This window comes from Serratia sp. SA088 (assembly GCF_049065515.1).
Lineage (GTDB): Bacteria > Pseudomonadota > Gammaproteobacteria > Enterobacterales > Enterobacteriaceae > Serratia > Serratia nematodiphila.
Genome location: NZ_JBAKGW010000007.1, coordinates 261701 through 278751, shown reverse-complemented (window position 1 = coordinate 278751; position 17051 = coordinate 261701). Strand labels below are relative to the sequence as shown.

The following is a 17051-nucleotide window of genomic DNA, read 5'->3' as shown; positions in this document are numbered from 1 at the left end:
CCTGTAAGAAACCGCCCTAGCAGCGAAGGGCGCGATCGGTTAACATCGAAGGCCCTTTTATTCATTACAGAAAGCAAGTTCTCACTATGGCTCAAGTCGCGAAAAAATTATTGGTGACGTGCGCGCTACCGTACGCAAATGGTTCCATCCATCTCGGCCACATGCTCGAGCACATCCAGGCGGATATCTGGGTGCGTTACCAACGAATGCGCGGCCACGAAGTGCATTTCATCTGCGCGGACGACGCGCACGGCACGCCGATCATGCTGAAAGCGCAGCAACTGGGCGTCAAACCGGAAGAAATGATCGCGGAGATGAGCCAGGAGCACCAACAGGATTTCGCCGGCTTTGGCATCAGCTATGACAACTATCATTCGACCCATAGCGATGAAAACCGTGAGCTGTCCACCCTGATTTACAGCCGCCTGAAAGAAAACGGGTTTATCAAGAACCGCACCATTTCTCAGCTGTACGATCCGGAGAAAGGCATGTTCCTGCCGGACCGTTTCGTGAAAGGCACCTGCCCTAAATGCAAATCGCCGGATCAGTACGGCGACAACTGCGAAGTGTGCGGCGCCACCTACAGCCCGACGGAACTGATCGATCCGAAGTCCGTCGTTTCCGGCGCGACGCCGGTGATGCGCGACTCGGAGCACTTCTTCTTCGATCTGCCGGCCTTCAGCGAAATGCTGCAGGCGTGGACGCGCTCCGGCGCGCTGCAAGAGCAGGTGGCAAACAAGATGCAGGAGTGGTTCGAATCCGGTCTGCAGCAATGGGACATCTCCCGTGATGCGCCTTACTTCGGCTTCGAAATCCCGGATGCGCCGGGCAAATACTTCTATGTCTGGCTGGACGCGCCGATCGGCTACATGGGTTCCTTCAAGAACCTGTGCGACAAGCGCGGCGATCTGGACTTCGACGAGTTCTGGCGCAAAGACTCCACCACCGAGCTGTATCACTTTATCGGCAAGGACATCGTCTACTTCCACAGCCTGTTCTGGCCGGCGATGCTGGAAGGCAGCAACTTCCGCAAACCGACCAACCTGTTCGTGCACGGCTACGTGACGGTGAACGGCGCCAAGATGTCAAAATCGCGCGGCACCTTCATCAAGGCCGGCACCTACCTGCAGCATCTGGACGCCGACTGCCTGCGTTATTACTACGCCGCCAAGCTCTCTTCACGCATTGATGACATCGATCTCAATCTGGAAGACTTCGTGCAGCGCGTGAACGCCGACATCGTCAACAAGGTGGTGAACCTGGCGTCACGCAACGCCGGCTTTATCAACAAGCGCTTCGGCGGCAAGCTGGCCGACAGCCTGGCCGATCCGGCGCTGTACCAGACCTTCGTCGACGCGGCGCAGAGCATCGCCGAAGCCTACGCCGGCCGCGAGTTCAGCCGCGCGATCCGCGAAATCATGGCGCTGGCCGATCTGGCCAACCGTTATGTGGATGAGCAGGCACCGTGGGTAGTGGCGAAGGAAGAAGGCCGCGACGCCGATCTGCAGGCCATCTGCTCGATGGGCATCAACCTGTTCCGCGTGCTGATGACTTACCTGAAGCCGGTGCTGCCTTCGCTGACCGAGCGCGCCGAAGCGTTCCTCAACGCCGAGCTGAGCTGGGACGCGATCCCGCAGCCGCTGCTGGGCCATCAGGTGAACGCGTTCAAAGCGCTGTTCAACCGCATCGATCTGGACAAGGTCAACGAGATGGTCAATGCCTCGAAGGAAGACATGGCCGCCGCCAAGCCGGTGACCGGCCCGCTGGCTGACGATCCGATCCAGGAAACCATCACCTTCGACGACTTCGCCAAGGTCGACATGCGTATCGCCCTGATCAAGAGCGCCGACTTTGTCGAGGGCTCCGACAAGCTGCTGAAGCTGCAGCTGGATCTGGGCGGCGAATCGCGCCAAATCTTCTCCGGCATTCGCTCCGCTTACCCGGATCCGAAAGCGCTGGAAGGCCGTCTGACCATCATGGTCGCCAACCTGGCGCCGCGTAAAATGCGCTTCGGCGTGTCAGAAGGCATGGTGATGGCGGCGGGCCCCGGCGGGAAAGAGATCTTCCTGCTGAGCCCGGACAGCGGCGCGCAGCCTGGCATGCAGGTCAAGTAATCGCGCAGATGCGTGGCATAGGGAGGGTCGAGCTTGCTCGGCCCTTTTTTTATGCCCCAATCCCCACGTTATAAGCATGAAGAAAAAGTCATAACCGCCCTGATTCCCCTGCCCGCCGCATCCGGCTATGATGCTCCGAAACCCAAAATAGACGTCCAGACAGAAAGACTGCTATAACAGACCTTCACCGGGATCGTTTCCCTGCTTTTTTGGAGCCTATAATAATGAAAAACCTCAAGACTTCGCTGCTCGCCCTCAGTCTGCTGACTGCCCTGCCGCTGCAGGCGGCGGAAAACGCCGCCGTGCCGGCCGCCATCGCTCAACATCAGGGGCCGGTGCGCATCGCGGTGATCCGCAACCTCGGATCCGACGACAACACCACGCAATTTTTGGCGGGCGCCATTCAGGAAGGACGCAAGCTGGGCTTCAAGGTGGACACCTTCCTCAGCAACGGCGACGACGCGCGTTTTCAGGACTTCGTCAACCAGGCTATCAGCCAGAAATATGACGGCATCATTCTCTCGCAGGGACGAGCCCCCTATTCCACCGACCTGGTCAAGCGCATCGCGGCGGCCGGCATCGCCGTCGCGGCTTTCGATACCGACGTCAGCGGCCGCGTTCCCGGCGTCACCGTCTCGCAGCAGGACGACGCTTCGCTGGCCAACGCCTCGTTCGGCCAGTTGGTGAAGGATTTCAACGGCCAGGCCAACATCATCAAACTCTGGGTGGCAGGCTTCCCGCCGATGGAGCGCCGCCAGGCCGCTTACCAGCAGTTGCTGAAACAGCATCCGGGCATTCATGAGCTGGAATCGATTGGCGCGGTTTCATCCGACGTGCAGGGAGATACCGCCAATAAAGTGGGTGCGGTGCTGGCGAAATACCCGAAAGGCAAGATTGACGCCATCTGGGGCACCTGGGACGCTTTCACCCAGGGCGCTTACAAGGCGTTGAAAGAGAACGGCCGCACCGAAATCAAACTGTACAGCATCGATATCTCCAACCAGGATTTGCAGCTGATGCGCGAGGCCGGCAGCCCATGGCAGGTCAGCGTGGCGGTGGATCCGAAGCTGATCGGCGCGGTCAACCTGCGTCTGGTGGCCAACAAGATCGCCGGGGAAAGCACGCCGGACAGCTATCAGTTCAAAGCAGCGGTCATTCCGCAGGCGCTGCTGCTGGCGCAGCCGGGGCCGGTCAACGTCGCCGGGCTGGCGAAGATCATCCCCGGCTGGGGCACCAGCAGCGATTTCGTTCAGCCATGGTTCGCCACGCTGCAGGCCGAACACGGTAAATAATGCTGTTTTTGACGAGGCTGCCGACGCAGCCTCTGTTTTTAAACTAATTATCGGCTTTCCCCTTCCGTCCCCGCCAAAATGCGCTATGTTATCTGCATCGCCCAATAACTGTATGCATAAACAGGCCTCAAATGAAGGGATTCCCCTCTCTGATCAACGTACTGCTGGCCAGTTCGCTGGTGTTGACCATCGGCCGCGGCGTTACGCTGCCGTTCATCACCATCTACCTCACCGAACATTTCCATCTGCTGCCGAAGAGCGTGGGCGTGATCCTGGGCGTCAGCCTGACCCTCGGCATCCTTGCCAGCCTGTACGGCGGCTATCTGGTGGACAAATTCAGCAAAAACCGCCTGATCCTGCTGTCGATTTTATTGTTCGCGCTGAGTTTCTTCGCCATTCCCTGGATCCCGCGCCCCGGCGGCGTGATCGTGGTGCTGGCGATCCTGCATACCTGTTATTCGGTGTTAAGCATCACCATAAAGGCCTGCTTCGCCGACTGGCTGCCGGTCGAGCAGCGCATCAAGGCTTTCTCAATCAACTACACGCTGGTCAACGTCGGCTGGGCGATCGGCTCTGCGCTCGGCGTTCTGGTGGCCGGGCTTAGCCCGCTGCTGCCGTTTTACCTGTCGGGGGGATTGGCGCTGGCGACGGTGACGGCGCTAAGCCTGCGCTTGCGCGGCCGGGAACAGCGCCCGACAACAACCGCCGCCGCACCGGCGGCACTCCCCAACTTCCGTCAGACGCTGACCATCTTGCGAAACGATCGGCGGCTTATCTACTTCACCCTCGGCAGCACCCTGGGCGCCGTGGTGTTCGGTCAGTTCACCGGCTATCTGTCGCAGTATCTGATCACCGTCTCCAGCGCCGAGTTCGCCTACAAAATCATTGGGTTGGTGATGATCGTCAACGCCGGCATCGTCATCGCCCTGCAATACCTGCTCAGCCGCGGCATGCGCCAGGAAAACATGCTGCGCTGGCTGGTGCTGGGCACGCTATTTTTCATCGTCGGACTGCTCGGTTTCATGGCGGCCGGCCAGGCGGTCTGGCTGTGGCTGGCGGCGATGGCGGTGTTTACCTTAGGCGAGATCATCGTTATCCCGGTGGAATACATGTTCATCGACTTTATTGCGCCGCCGCACCTGAAAGGCAGTTACTATGGAGTACAAAACCTCAGCGCGCTGGGCGGCGCCATCAACCCGGTGCTGTGCGGGGTGCTGCTCAGCTATGCCGCGCCGCCGTTGATGTTCGTGATGCTGATCGTCGCCGCCCTGCTCAGCCTGCTGTTTTTCTTCCTCGGCCACCGGCTGGCGGAACACACGGCGGCAGCCGCCGAAGACGTACGCTGATCCCGCAGGCAGCGGCCTATACGGGCTGTCAACCCGCCGCTCGGGCATAGCACCCATAGCGAGAATTCATGGTGCGATCTGTGGCATGGCTCACAGTTTAATTGTATGATGAATACATCAGTTAAACGGGAAAAGACAATGGCCAACGTGCTCACACTGTGCTGGAAATACCTGAGGGCCCTACTCCTTATCTACCTGTGTCTGTTCGTCGGCAACGCGGTGGCGGCGCTGCTGCCGTTCGCCATTCCCGGCAGCATCATTGGCATGCTGCTGCTGTTCGCCCTGCTCTCTACCCAGATTATGCCGGCCAAATGGGTCAAACCCGGCTGCCATTTGCTGATCCGCTATATGGTGCTGCTGTTCGTGCCGATCGGCGTCGGGGTGATGAAATACTACGACCAGATCGTCGCGCATCTGGGCCCGCTGGTTATCTCTTGCCTCATCAGCACGCTGATGGTGTTGGTGGTGGTCGGCTATACCTCACACTATTTTCATCGCGAGCGCCGCATCGCCGGCAAGCCCGACGACACGGAGGGCAATTCATGATCCATGAAATCTGGTGGTCGTTGCCGCTGACGCTGGCGGTCTATTTCGCCGCGCGCTGGCTGGCGCGCAAGCTGAATATGCCGCTGCTCAACCCGCTGCTGGTGTCCATGGCGGTGATCATCCCGCTGCTGCTGCTCACCGGTATTCCCTATGAACGCTACTTTCAGGGCAGCAAAATCCTCAACGATCTGCTGCAGCCGGCGGTCGTCGCGCTGGCCTTCCCGCTCTATGAGCAGCTGCACCAGATCCGCGCGCGCTGGAAGTCGATTATCGCGGTGTGCTTCATCGGCAGCCTGACCGCCATGATCAGCGGCGGCGCCATCGCCCTGTGGCTGGGCGCCACGCCGGAAATCGCCGCCTCTATCCTGCCGAAATCGGTTACTACGCCGATCGCCATGGCCGTCGCGGACTCGCTCGGCGGCATTCCGGCGATCAGCGCAGTCTGCGTCATTTTCGTCGGTATCCTCGGCGCCGTGTTCGGCCATACGTTGTTCAACCTGTTGAAAATCACCACCCACTCGGCGCGCGGCCTGGCGATGGGCACGGCATCCCACGCGCTGGGCACCGCACGCTGCGCCGAGATGGACTACCAGGAAGGCGCTTTCGGCTCGCTGGCGTTGGTGATCTGCGGCATCATCACCTCGCTGCTGGCACCGTTCCTGTTCCCGGTGCTGCTGCGCCTGTTCGGCTGAACAGGGTGAAACTTGCGATACATCTCGCATTTATGTATTTCATTGCATTAATTTCATCAATTAAGAGACATTAATCACACTTTAATGTCTCTGGCCTGCCTAGAATGTTATCCCGTTAACCCGTAGAGAGACTTTCTATGCATCCGCGTTTTCACACCGCTTTCAGCGCACTGCCCGCGACACTGCAATCCGCCCTGCGGCCTTATCTGGACGCGCCAGACTTTCCGGCGATGTTCACGGCCGAGCAAGCGGCGGCGATCCGCACAGGCTGCGGGCTGGACGATGATGCGCTGGCATTCGCGCTGCTGCCGCTGGCGGCGGCCTGCTCGTTAACCCCGATATCGCACTTTCACGTCGGCGCCATCGCGCGCGGGCAAAGCGGCAACCTCTATTTCGGCGCCAATATGGAGTTCAGCGGCGCGCCGCTGCAGCAAACCGTGCATGCAGAGCAGTGCGCGGTTACCCATGCCTGGCTGCGCGGCGAGCCGGCGCTGGCCTCGGTCACCGTCAACTACACGCCGTGCGGCCATTGCCGCCAGTTTATGAATGAACTGAACAGCGGCGGCGAGCTGCAGATCCGTCTGCCGGGCCGCGCGCCGGCCACGCTGGCGGACTATCTGCCGGACGCCTTCGGCCCGAAAGATCTGGATATCGCTTCGCTGCTGATGGACAAGGTCGATCACGGCCACCGGCTGGCGCTGGACGATGCGCTGGCGCAGGCGGCGCTGGCGGCGGCCAATCAGAGCCATGCTCCGTACAGCAACGCCCACAGCGGCGTAGCGCTGGAAACGCAGGACGGCAGCCTCTACGCCGGCCGCTATGCAGAAAACGCCGCTTTCAACCCGAGCCTGCCGCCGCTGCAGGCTGCGCTGATCCTGCTGAACCTCTCCGGCGGCGATTGCCTGAACATCCGCCGCGCCGTGTTGGCCGAGCCGCAGAAGGCAATCCTCAGCCAGTGGGACGCCACCCGCGCCACCCTGGCGGCGCTGGGCTGCCAGAACGTCAGCCGCGCCGCCTTCTAAGCGCACCACGGCGGAGCCATCCGGTTCCGCCGCTAACAGCCCCGCCCGCCAAATACAATGCCCCGACGCCGCCAGAGACACTTTCTTTAGTTAAAAAATCATTTGATTGTCGATAATTACGCCAACCTGGTTCATCATCTGGCAACAAATGCTGTACATCTGCTCTTTATCTTTTAGGATCGTCGGCAATAAAGTTATCTGATACGTGAAGAGTAAAACTGATGGAACTAGAATACGAAAGCAAACGCCCGCTCTACATCCCTTACGCTGGCCCAATTCTGCTGGAATTTCCGCTGCTGAACAAAGGCAGCGCTTTCACCGAGGAAGAACGTAGCCACTTCAACCTGCACGGCCTGCTGCCGGAAGCGGTGGAGACCATCGAAGAACAGGTGGAACGCGCCTACCGTCAGTATCAGGATTTCAAGAACGATAACGATAAGCACATCTATCTGCGCAACATCCAGGACACCAACGAAACCCTGTTCTATCGCCTGCTGGACTCGCACCTGAGCGAGATGATGCCGATCATCTACACCCCGACCGTCGGCGAGGCCTGCGAACACTTCTCCGATATCTACCGCCGCGCGCGCGGGCTGTTCATCTCCTACCCGAACCGCGATCGCATCGATGACATGCTGCAAAACGCCACCAAGCAGAACGTCAAGGTGATCGTGGTCACCGACGGCGAGCGCATTCTCGGCCTGGGCGATCAGGGCATTGGCGGCATGGGGATTCCAATTGGCAAGCTGTCGCTGTACACCGCCTGCGGCGGCATCAGCCCGGCCTACACGCTGCCGGTGGTGCTGGACGTCGGCACCAACAACCCGCAGCGCCTCAACGATCCGCTGTACATGGGCTGGCGCCATCCACGCATCTCCGGCGAGGAGTACCACGCCTTCGTCGAAGAGTTTATTCAGGCGGTCAAACGCCGCTGGCCAAACGTGCTGCTGCAGTTCGAAGACTTCGCGCAGAACAACGCCACCCCGCTGCTGAACCGCTACCGCGACGAGATCTGCTGCTTCAACGATGACATTCAGGGCACCGCCGCGGTCACCCTCGGCAGCCTGATCGCCGCCAGCCGCGCCGCCGGCAGCCAGCTGCGCGATCAAACCGTCACCTTCCTCGGCGCCGGTTCCGCCGGCTGCGGCATCGCCGAGCAGATCATCGCGCAGATGAAGTCCGAAGGGTTGAGCGAAGACGAAGCGCGCGCCCGCGTGTTCATGGTCGACCGTTTCGGCCTGCTGACCGACAAACTGCCGAACCTGCTCGATTTCCAGAGCAAGCTGGTGCAGAAGAGCGACAACCTGGCCGGCTGGGAAACCGCCAGCGACGCCATCTCGCTGCTGGACGTGGTGCGCAACGCCAAGCCGACCATTCTGATCGGCGTGTCCGGCCAGCCGGGGCTGTTTACCGAAGAGCTGATCCGCGAGATGCACAAGCACTGCGAACGCCCTATCGTGATGCCGCTGTCCAACCCGACCTCGCGCGTGGAAGCCCGTCCGGAAGACATCATCAACTGGACCGACGGCGCCGCCCTGGTGGCGACCGGCAGCCCGTTCGCGCCGGTAAGCTACAAAGAGCAGCTGTACCCGATCGCCCAGTGCAATAACTCCTACATCTTCCCGGGGATCGGTCTGGGCGTGCTGGCCTCCGGCGCCACTCGCGTCACCGACGCCATGCTGATGGCCGCCAGCCGCGCACTGGCGGACTGTTCGCCGCTGGCTACCGACGGCCACGGCGCGCTGCTGCCGAATATCGACGATATTCAGGGCGTGTCGAAGTGCATCGCCATGGAAGTGGGTAAAGCCGCCCAGCTGCAGGGCGTGGCGATCGTCACCTCCGAAGATGCGCTGTCGAAAGCCATCGAGCACAACTTCTGGCGGCCGCAGTACCGCAGCTACAAGCGCACCTCGTTCTGAATGGTGAGCTGAAATGACCCAGCCCGGCTCCGCCGGGCTTTTTTGTGCGGCAAAACCGCCGAAAAATGCGGCGGCGCGCGTGCTTCAGGCGGTTCGCGTCTTGCGTCGGTCGGTCAGGTAAAGTAGCCTTGATCCATCTTTTTCAGCCCGGCGCGCGTAAGGCAACAACATGTGGAAACGCCTGATCATCAGCCTGTTCATCATCATTGCGGTGTTGATGGGTTCGGCTATTGCGCTCGATCGCTGGATCAGTTGGAAAACCGCGCCTTACGTCTACGACGAACTGCAGGAATTGCCGCATCGCCAGGTCGGCGTGGTGCTCGGCACCGCCAAGTATTACCGCACCGGCGTGATCAACCAGTATTACCGTTACCGCATTCAGGGAGCGATCAACGCCTATAACAGCGGCAAGGTGAAATACCTGCTGCTGAGCGGCGACAACGCCCAGCAAAGCTATAACGAACCGATGACCATGCGGCGCGATCTGATCGCCGCCGGCGTGGCGCCGAGCGATATCGTGCTGGACTACGCCGGCTTCCGCACCCTGGATTCCATCGTGCGCACCCGCAAGGTGTTCGACACCAACGATTTCATCATCATCACCCAGCGCTTCCACTGCGAGCGCGCGCTGTTCATCGCCCTGCACATGGGCATTCAGGCGCAGTGTTACGCGGTGCCGTCGCCGAAGGACATGATGACGGTGCGCGCCCGAGAGATCTTCGCCCGCCTGGGCGCGCTGACCGATCTGTACATCCTCAAGCGTGAACCGCGCTTCCTCGGCCCGCTGATCCCGATCTCCGCCATGCACACCGTGCCGGAAGACGCCCAGGGCTATCCCGCCGTCTCGCCGGAACAGTTGGTTGAGCTGGAGCACAAGCTGAAAGAAGAGAAGCAGAAAGCCAAACAGCCCTGACGGGTAATGCCCCAAAAAGAAAGGCCGGCATATTTTGCCGGCCTTGTCGTCTGTGCTGCGGTAGCTCTACTTCTTCTTGGCGTATTTCAACGAGTCCAGCGCCACGGCGAAGATGATGATGCTGCCCTTGATGATGTACTGCCAGTACGGGTTGATGCCGATATAGGTCAGGCCGTAGTTGATGACGGTAAAGATGATCACCCCTGTCACCACGCCCCACACCGTACCCACGCCGCCGGCGAAGGATACGCCCCCCACCACGCAGGCGGCGATGGCGTCCAGCTCATACATAAAGCCAAGGTTATTGGTGGCGCTGCCGATACGCCCCGCTTCCAGCAGGCCGCCGAAGGCGTAGAACACGCCGGACAGCGCATAGATCATGATCAGGTTCAGCGGCACGTTGACGCCGGAGACCTTGGCCGCTTCCGGGTTGCCGCCGATGGCGAAGATGTTCTTGCCGAAGCGGGTCTTGGTCCACAGGATCCAGACGAAAATGATGGCAATCAGCGCGTAGAAGGTAATATACGACAGCTTAAAATCGCCGAAGCGCAAGAAGCCTTGGGCAAAGGTGGAAAACTTCGGATCAAAGCCCGCGACCGGCGACGCGCCGACCGAATCGTAATACAGCGAGTTGATGCCGTAGACGATGATCATGGTGCCCAAGGTGGTGATGAACGGCGTCACGTTGAGATAGGCGATAATCAGGCCGTTAACCAGGCCGATCACCGCGCCGACCGCACATACCAGCAAGATGACCAGGGGAATCGACCAGGTTTCCATGTGCGGGAACACCTTGTTGACGTTATCCATCGATTGCAGCAGCGTGGCCGCCACCACCGCCGCCAACCCCACCTGCCGCCCGGCGGACAGGTCGGTGCCCTGGGTAACGATCAGCCCCGCCACGCCCAGCGCGATGATGATGCGCACCGAAGACTGCGTCAGGATATTGCTCAGGTTCATCAGGCTGAGGAAAGTCGGGTCCTGAATAATGATGATGGCCAACAGCACCAGCAACACCACGTAAATGCCGCCTTCCTTGAAATAGGTAAATAAGGTTTTTTTATTTAGCGCGTTCATAATTCGAATCCTTAAAGGTGCAGGGAGGCGAGACGTAAGATTTCATTCTGCGAGGTCTGCTTGGTATTAACGATGCCCGCAACCTGGCCGTTGCTCATCACCAAAATGCGGTCGGTGATCCCCAAAAGCTCCGGCATTTCGGACGAGACGATAATGATCCCCTTGCCCTTTTTCGCCAGCTCGGTCATCAGCTGATAGATCTCGAACTTGGCGCCCACGTCAATGCCGCGCGTCGGTTCATCCAGCATCAGGATCTCCGGCTGCGTCAGCAGCCAGCGGCCGATGATCACCTTCTGTTGGTTGCCGCCGGACAGCGAGCCGATATGGGTGTGATGCCCCGGCGTTTTCACCCGCATGGCGTCGATCACCCACTGGGTGTCGCTCTTCATCCGCGCGTTATCCAGCAGACCGAGCTTGTTTTTATAATTGCGGATATTGGAGATCAGCGAGTTGAAACCCACGTCGAGGTAGGCGTAAATCCCGGTGGATCGCCGCTCTTCGGTCACCAGCGCAAAGCCGTGGTTGATCGCTTCGTTGGCGCTGTGGTTGTCGATCGCCTTGCCGTGCAGCTTGATGGTGCCCGCCACCTTCTCGCGAATGCCGAACAGCGTCTCGACGATATCGGTGCGCTTGGCGCCCACCAGCCCGGCGATGCCGAGGATCTCGCCCTGATGCAGATCGAAGGACACATCGCGGATCGAAGGCTGGCGCAGCGATGTCAGGTTCTTCACCTCGAGGATCACCTCACCCGGCGTGTTCTGCCTGTCGGGGAAACGCTGGCTCAGCGAGCGGCCGACCATCATGGCGATGATCTTGTCCATATCCAGCCCTTCCAGCGGCTGGGTGGCGATCCACTGGCCGTCGCGCAGCACCGTTATCTCGTCGCACAGCTGGAAGATCTCTTCCATCTTGTGCGAGATATAGACGATGCCACAGCCGCGCTCTTTCAGCTTGCGGATGATGGTGAACAGGTGATTGACCTCTTTCTCCGTCAACGAAGAGGTCGGTTCATCCATGATGACGATTTTGGCGTCATAGGAAAACGCCTTGGCAATCTCGATCATCTGCATCTGCGACACCGACAGGTTGCCCACCTTTTCGCGCGGGTTGATGTCAATATCCAGCTCGTCGAAGATCGCCTGAGTGTCTTTGAACATCTTGTCCTGATCGACGAACAGGCCTTTGGTCGGGTAGCGCCCCAGCCACATGTTGTCCATCACGGTGCGTTGCAGCACCAGGTTCAGCTCCTGATGCACCATCGAAACGCCGTGTTCCAGCGCTTCCTTCGAGCTCTTGAAATCGATTTCCCGGCCCTGAAATACAATGCTGCCGCTGTCTTTTTTGTAAATGCCGAACAGGCATTTCAACAACGTCGATTTCCCCGCGCCGTTCTCCCCCATCAGGGCGTGAATCGAGTGCGGACGGACGCGTAAATTGACATTGTCCAAGGCTTTGACGCCGGGAAATGACTTACAGATATCCGTCATTTCCAGCAAAAATTCGCGTGAGCTATCGGCCATAAATACACCTGGCTTAACGATCTTGCAGTCGTAAACATCCCCGCCGGCGGTATCCCTGGTGTTGGCGCCGCAGGCGGGGTCTTAGCGGGATCTCAATTCTTATTTAACAAACTGAGACAGGTTGTCTTTATCTACGCCGACGTAAGGAATACGCACGACTTTATTTTCGATTTTATATTGGGTGCCTTCGGTGGCCGGCTTGCCCGCCGCCAGGTTTTTCGCCAGCTCGAAGGTGGCCTTCGCCTGGTTGTCGGCGTCGTTCAGCACCGTGCCCGCCATCGCGCCGGATTTCACCAGCGCCAGCGCTTCAGGCAACGCATCGACGCCGAACACCGGAATACTGGTCTTGTTGTGCGCTTTCAGCGCTTCCACCGCCCCCATCGCCATGGCGTCGTTGTTGGCGATCACCACTTCGATCTTGTTGGCGTTCGGGCCGGAGAGCCAGGCATCCATCTTGTCTTTCGCCTGCGCGGTATCCCACATCGCGGTATCCATCTGCAGCTGCTGGGTCTTGATGCCTTTTTCGTTCAGCGTTTTCACCACGTAAGTGGTGCGCGCTTCGGCATCCGGGTGGCCCGGCTCGCCCTTCAGCAGCACGAACTGGATCTGGCCGTCTTTATTCAGATCCCAGGCCGGGTTGGCTTGCCAGTGTTTGGCGATCAGTTCACCCTGGATCACGCCGGATTCTTTGGAGTCGGTGCCGACGTAATATGCCTTGTCATAGCTGTCCAGCGCCTTGCGGGAAGGTTCTTTGTTGTAGAACACCACCGGGATATCGTTTGCGCGCGCCTTATCGATAACCACCGGCGCAGCGGCCGGGTCGACCAGGTTGATCGCCAGCGCTTTCACGCCCTTGGCCAGCAGCACGTCGATCTGATCGTTCTGCTTGGACTGGTCGTTCTGCGAGTCATTCATCAACAGGGTAACGTCCGGTGAAGCCTTGGCGTCTTTCTCGATCGCCTTACGCACCACCGACATGAAGTTGTCGTCGTATTTATAAATTGTGACGCCAATACGGGTATCAGCATGGGCTGCGGCGCCAAACATCATGGCAGCGGCCATGGCGGCCAGGGTGAAAACCTTCTTATTCATTGTCAGTCTCCGGTTCTGTGTAGGGTATTACTCGTCTTTGAGCCAATGGTCACCGGCAGTGCGTACACCCCAGGCCTGGCGATTTCCACTCAACACCTGTCGTCCGTGGATCTTGTTATTTCCGAGAAATGCTGTGTCAGCGCGAGATAAAGGTTGCAGCGGCAAGGGCCTTTGCGCCGGAAAACGCCTAGAGCATAGACGGCGCGATGTTAATATTCTGTGAATTTTCTCACAGATTGAAAACGGTTACACAAGATTAAATCGTCAGAGAGTGACCGTCGCCTCACTTTGCCAGGGGGCGACAGAATGGCGCCGCACCAGCGTCGGCATGAACAGATGAGCGGCCTGCGGCTCCGCCAGGCCTGCTGCGCCCTGCAATGCCAGCTCGGTCGCCAGCGTGGCCATCGAAACGATCGGGTAACGCACCGTGGTGAGTTTGGGGCTGGTGTAGCGCGCGATGGGAATGTCGTCGAAGCCGATCAGCGAGAAATGCTGCGGCACCGTGATACCGTTTTCTTTCAACACCGCCATAGCGCCGGCGGCCATGGCGTCGTTGTAGGCGAACACCGCGCTCAGCTGTAAGTTGCGCCCCAGCAGCTCGACCATCGCCGCCTCGCCGCCCTGCAGATCCGGCGAACCGTAGGCACGCCAGTTGTCGGGCGTGGCCAGCCCGGCGGCGGCCATCGCCTGCGCATAGCCCTGCTGACGCAGCGGTCCGTCTTCGATCGGGTGATTGGAGCCCAGATAGCCGATGCGCCGGTGGCCCTGCGAGAGCAAAAGACGCATCGCCATTTCTGCGCCGCAGACGTTATCCAGCCCGACGCAGCGCGGCTCATAGCCGGGGATAATCCGGTTGATCAGCACCATGCCCGGCACCTGCTCCAGAAAACCGATCAGCTCGGCGTCGCTCAGGGCTTTGGCGTGAACAATCAGGGCGTTACAGCGCTGGCGGATCAGCACTTCGATCGCGTGGCGCTCTTTGTCCGCCTGATGATAGCTGTTGCCGATCAGCAGATACTTGTGGTGTTTCTGCGCCACCGTGTCTACCGCTTTCACCAGCGCGCCGAAGAACGGATCGGAGACGTCCATCACCACCACGCCCAACGTATCGCTGCTTTGGGTCGCCAACGCCTGCGCGTTGGCATTGGGGCGATAGCCCAGATCCGCCACCGCCTGCAGCACCTGCTCGCGCGTCTCTTTGCTGGTCAGCGCGCTGTGGTTCAGCACGCGGGAGACGGTCGCCACGGAGACCCCGGCGCGTTTCGCCACGTCGCGAATGGTGATCGGATGAACTGGAGGCATGCGAGATCCTGAAATCGGGGTAGTGGCCGGTGGCGCTATCCTACCCCGATTGGCCCGCTGCTCTGCGTGAATTACGTCACAGGAAAGAAAACGTTTACATACATTTTTTTAACCTGCCGACGGGCGCTCACTTCAGCGCTTTGGATTCCGCTTCGCCGGCGGCCATCTGCGTCAATTTGCGCCACAGCCATTCCATCGGCCCCTGTTCGAAGTAACGCAGCCACAGTGCGGAAAAGACCAGGTTGACCAACCAGACCAGCGGCACAAACACCAACAGCTGCAGCCGGTCAAACTGCTCATAGAGGCCAAAGCGATAAAACAGCGTGGTGCAGATCAGCGTTTGCAGCAGGTAGTTGCTTAACGCCATACGCCCCACCTGGCTCAGCCAGCGGGCGATGCGCAGGCGCGACAGCGCGGGCCAGAAACCGTAACACAGCGCCAGATAGCCCATCGCCTGCAGCGGCGCGCCCAGCTCGCGCGGCACCTGCAGCAGGAAACCGCTCCAGCGATAGTCCCAGTGCACCTGCCATTGCAGCGCCACCGCCGGCAGTTGGATCAGCACCGAAAGCGGCAGCAGCCACGCCGCCTGCCGCAGGTAATAGCCGGAGGAATAACTGCCGCGCAGCCAGCCGCTGCGCATCAGCCCGGCGCCGAACAGCATCAGCCCCGCCAGCTCCCAGCCATACTGCGCACCGATGGCCAGCAGGCTGGACGAGAGCAGATCGGCGCGGCTGCGCCAGGCTTCGAAACCGCCCTGCAGCTTCCAGAACTTCTCGTACTGCAACTCCGCCACGCCCGGCTGCCAGAAGCTGCCCGGCTCACCGTGCGAGACAAAACCGAGCAGCAGCAGCACCGCCACGCCAATCAAGTACAGCACGATGCCGGTTTTCAGCAGCTGGTAGGTGTCTTTGGCCTCGCGGATCATGCGCCAGCACACCAGGCCGATCAGCCCGTAGGCCAGCAGAATGTCACCGTCCCACAGGAAGATGGCGTGCGCGAGGCCGAACAACACCAGCCACGACAGCCGCGCGCGGATCCAGCTTTTGCCGCGCCGCAGCAGCATTTGCAGCCCGGCGCCGAACAGCAGCGCGAACATCGCCAGGAACTTGGCCTGGGCGAAGAGATCGAGCAGCGCCCAGGTCCAGGCATCGCGCGATGACGGCATCCCCAGATAGGCCGGATTGAGGTAGGCGGCCTTCGGCAAGCCGAAGGCGCTGATGTTCAGCAATAAAATGCCGAGGATGGCGATGCCGCGCACGCAGTCCAGCGTGGCAATGCGCGGCAGAGGATGACTGTTCATTTTTTATCGCTGTCTTCCGCTCATGAAAAAGGCGCCCGCAGGCGCCTGTTGTCGTCTTGCGGGTCGCCCCGCAACGCCATCACCCCTGGTGATGACGCACCGCACGCAGGAACTCCTGGCGGGTATTCTGGCTGGACTTGAACAGCCCCCCCAGCGAGGTAGTGGTGGTGGCGCTGGTCGCGTCGCGGATACCGCGCGCCTTGACACAATAATGGACCGCATCGATCGATACCGCCACGTTATTGGTGCCGAGCAGGGTCTGCAGCGCCACCAGGATCTGCTGGGTCAGGCGCTCTTGCACCTGCGGACGCTGGGAGAAGAACTGCACGATGCGGTTGATCTTCGACAGGCCGATCACCGAGTCTTTCGGGATATAGGCCACGGTAGCCTTGCCGTCGATGGTCACGAAGTGGTGTTCACAGGTGCTGGTCAGCGTGATATCGCGCACCGTCACCATCTCATCCACCTTCATCTTGTTCTCGATGACGGTGATTTTCGGGAAGTTGGCGTAGTCCAGCCCGGAGAAGATCTCGTCGACATACATTTTGGCGATGCGATGCGGCGTTTCCGCCAGGCTGTCATCGGACAGATCGAGATTCAGCAGCTGCATGATTTCGGTCATGTGCTCTTTGATGCGACGCTTGCGCGTTTCGCGATCCAGCACTTCCCCGCGCAGCGGTGTCTCCAGACCACGCTCTTCCAGTGCCGCATGCACCAGCGCGGCTTCTTTACTTAATGATGTCATGTATTTGTTCTCCTGCGGACGGAACCCGCCGGCGGCCTGATAGGGCGTGCGGCCGGCGAATTGCTTGCTCTCGTGACGGCAGAGTTTTCGTGGTGGATAACGTGAACCCGGTCAAGATTTTGCCCCCACTGTAGATGAGAGCGCGGCGATTATCCAGCGATAGTGTTTCAT

The 17051-nt window shown here is 59.9% G+C and carries 14 protein-coding genes; 8 read left to right on the top strand and 6 right to left on the bottom strand.

The window, feature by feature from the left end:
- Positions 1–86 precede the first annotated feature (86 nt).
- The 8 genes from metG to sanA all read left to right on the top strand — a co-directional run bounded on the left by metG (position 87) and on the right by sanA (position 9844).
- Positions 87–2114, top strand: a complete 2028-nt coding sequence (metG, locus tag ACOWVD_RS18940) for a methionine--tRNA ligase (RefSeq protein WP_004938929.1) — start codon at positions 87–89, stop codon at positions 2112–2114.
- A gap of 224 nt (positions 2115–2338) precedes the next feature.
- Positions 2339–3406, top strand: a complete 1068-nt coding sequence (locus ACOWVD_RS18935; RefSeq protein WP_075685111.1) for a sugar ABC transporter substrate-binding protein — start codon at positions 2339–2341, stop codon at positions 3404–3406.
- Between the two features lie 131 nt (positions 3407–3537).
- Positions 3538–4752, top strand: a complete 1215-nt coding sequence (locus tag ACOWVD_RS18930; RefSeq protein WP_004938935.1) for an MFS transporter — start codon at positions 3538–3540, stop codon at positions 4750–4752.
- Between the two features lie 138 nt (positions 4753–4890).
- Positions 4891–5298: a CidA/LrgA family protein gene (locus ACOWVD_RS18925; protein ID WP_004938939.1), complete on the top strand. Its 408-nt coding sequence runs from the start codon at positions 4891–4893 to the stop codon at positions 5296–5298.
- The gene (locus tag ACOWVD_RS18920) at positions 5295–5990 is read left to right on the top strand and encodes a CidB/LrgB family autolysis modulator (RefSeq protein ID WP_004938941.1); all 696 of its coding nucleotides are present in this window, start codon (positions 5295–5297) and stop codon (positions 5988–5990) included. Before ACOWVD_RS18925 ends, ACOWVD_RS18920 begins: the two co-directional genes overlap by 4 nt.
- 137 nt (positions 5991–6127) lie before the next feature.
- On the top strand, positions 6128–7012 hold the full coding sequence (cdd, locus tag ACOWVD_RS18915; protein ID WP_044031601.1) for a cytidine deaminase: 885 nt from the start codon (positions 6128–6130) through the stop codon (positions 7010–7012).
- A 221-nt stretch (positions 7013–7233) separates the two neighbouring features.
- Positions 7234–8931, top strand: coding sequence for an NAD-dependent malic enzyme (locus tag ACOWVD_RS18910; RefSeq protein WP_004938945.1), 1698 nt, complete (start codon positions 7234–7236; stop codon positions 8929–8931).
- Positions 8932–9100: 169 nt separating this feature from the next.
- On the top strand, positions 9101–9844 hold the full coding sequence (gene sanA, locus ACOWVD_RS18905) for an outer membrane permeability protein SanA (RefSeq protein WP_004938948.1): 744 nt from the start codon (positions 9101–9103) through the stop codon (positions 9842–9844).
- Positions 9845–9910: 66 nt separating this feature from the next.
- On the opposite strand, the gene mglC is transcribed toward sanA, so the two are convergent.
- From mglC to folE, 6 genes are all read right to left on the bottom strand, one after another.
- Positions 9911–10921, bottom strand: a complete 1011-nt coding sequence (gene mglC, locus ACOWVD_RS18900) for a galactose/methyl galactoside ABC transporter permease MglC (protein WP_004938953.1) — start codon at positions 10919–10921, stop codon at positions 9911–9913.
- An 11-nt stretch (positions 10922–10932) separates the two neighbouring features.
- On the bottom strand, positions 10933–12441 hold the full coding sequence (gene mglA, locus ACOWVD_RS18895; RefSeq protein ID WP_004938959.1) for a galactose/methyl galactoside ABC transporter ATP-binding protein MglA: 1509 nt from the start codon (positions 12439–12441) through the stop codon (positions 10933–10935).
- Between the two features lie 99 nt (positions 12442–12540).
- Positions 12541–13533 carry a galactose/glucose ABC transporter substrate-binding protein MglB gene (mglB, locus tag ACOWVD_RS18890; protein WP_004938962.1) on the bottom strand — a complete coding sequence of 331 codons (993 nt, stop codon included), beginning with the start codon at positions 13531–13533 and terminating at the stop codon, positions 12541–12543.
- Between the two features lie 264 nt (positions 13534–13797).
- Positions 13798–14835: an HTH-type transcriptional regulator GalS gene (gene galS, locus ACOWVD_RS18885; RefSeq protein WP_004938964.1), complete on the bottom strand. Its 1038-nt coding sequence runs from the start codon at positions 14833–14835 to the stop codon at positions 13798–13800.
- A 127-nt stretch (positions 14836–14962) separates the two neighbouring features.
- Positions 14963–16135 carry a DUF418 domain-containing protein YeiB gene (gene yeiB / locus ACOWVD_RS18880; RefSeq protein WP_049241284.1) on the bottom strand — a complete coding sequence of 391 codons (1173 nt, stop codon included), beginning with the start codon at positions 16133–16135 and terminating at the stop codon, positions 14963–14965.
- A 79-nt stretch (positions 16136–16214) separates the two neighbouring features.
- The gene (gene folE / locus ACOWVD_RS18875) at positions 16215–16880 is read right to left on the bottom strand and encodes a GTP cyclohydrolase I FolE (RefSeq protein WP_004938969.1); all 666 of its coding nucleotides are present in this window, start codon (positions 16878–16880) and stop codon (positions 16215–16217) included.
- Between the last annotated feature and the right edge of the window lie 171 nt (positions 16881–17051).

Excerpts from the sequence above, each read along its gene's own strand:
- mglC (WP_004938953.1), bottom strand. The coding sequence starts at position 10,921 with ATGAACGCGCTAAATAAAAAAACCTTATTTACCTATTTCAAGGAAGGC.
- ACOWVD_RS18935 (WP_075685111.1), top strand. The coding sequence starts at position 2,339 with ATGAAAAACCTCAAGACTTCGCTGCTCGCCCTCAGTCTGCTGACTGCC.
- mglA (WP_004938959.1), bottom strand. The coding sequence starts at position 12,441 with ATGGCCGATAGCTCACGCGAATTTTTGCTGGAAATGACGGATATCTGT.
- ACOWVD_RS18925 (WP_004938939.1), top strand. The coding sequence starts at position 4,891 with ATGGCCAACGTGCTCACACTGTGCTGGAAATACCTGAGGGCCCTACTC.
- sanA (WP_004938948.1), top strand. The coding sequence starts at position 9,101 with ATGTGGAAACGCCTGATCATCAGCCTGTTCATCATCATTGCGGTGTTG.
- cdd (WP_044031601.1), top strand. The coding sequence starts at position 6,128 with ATGCATCCGCGTTTTCACACCGCTTTCAGCGCACTGCCCGCGACACTG.
- mglB (WP_004938962.1), bottom strand. The coding sequence starts at position 13,533 with ATGAATAAGAAGGTTTTCACCCTGGCCGCCATGGCCGCTGCCATGATG.
- ACOWVD_RS18920 (WP_004938941.1), top strand. The coding sequence starts at position 5,295 with ATGATCCATGAAATCTGGTGGTCGTTGCCGCTGACGCTGGCGGTCTAT.
- ACOWVD_RS18910 (WP_004938945.1), top strand. The coding sequence starts at position 7,234 with ATGGAACTAGAATACGAAAGCAAACGCCCGCTCTACATCCCTTACGCT.
- folE (WP_004938969.1), bottom strand. The coding sequence starts at position 16,880 with ATGACATCATTAAGTAAAGAAGCCGCGCTGGTGCATGCGGCACTGGAA.
- yeiB (WP_049241284.1), bottom strand. The coding sequence starts at position 16,135 with ATGAACAGTCATCCTCTGCCGCGCATTGCCACGCTGGACTGCGTGCGC.
- ACOWVD_RS18930 (WP_004938935.1), top strand. The coding sequence starts at position 3,538 with ATGAAGGGATTCCCCTCTCTGATCAACGTACTGCTGGCCAGTTCGCTG.
- galS (WP_004938964.1), bottom strand. The coding sequence starts at position 14,835 with ATGCCTCCAGTTCATCCGATCACCATTCGCGACGTGGCGAAACGCGCC.
- metG (WP_004938929.1), top strand. The coding sequence starts at position 87 with ATGGCTCAAGTCGCGAAAAAATTATTGGTGACGTGCGCGCTACCGTAC.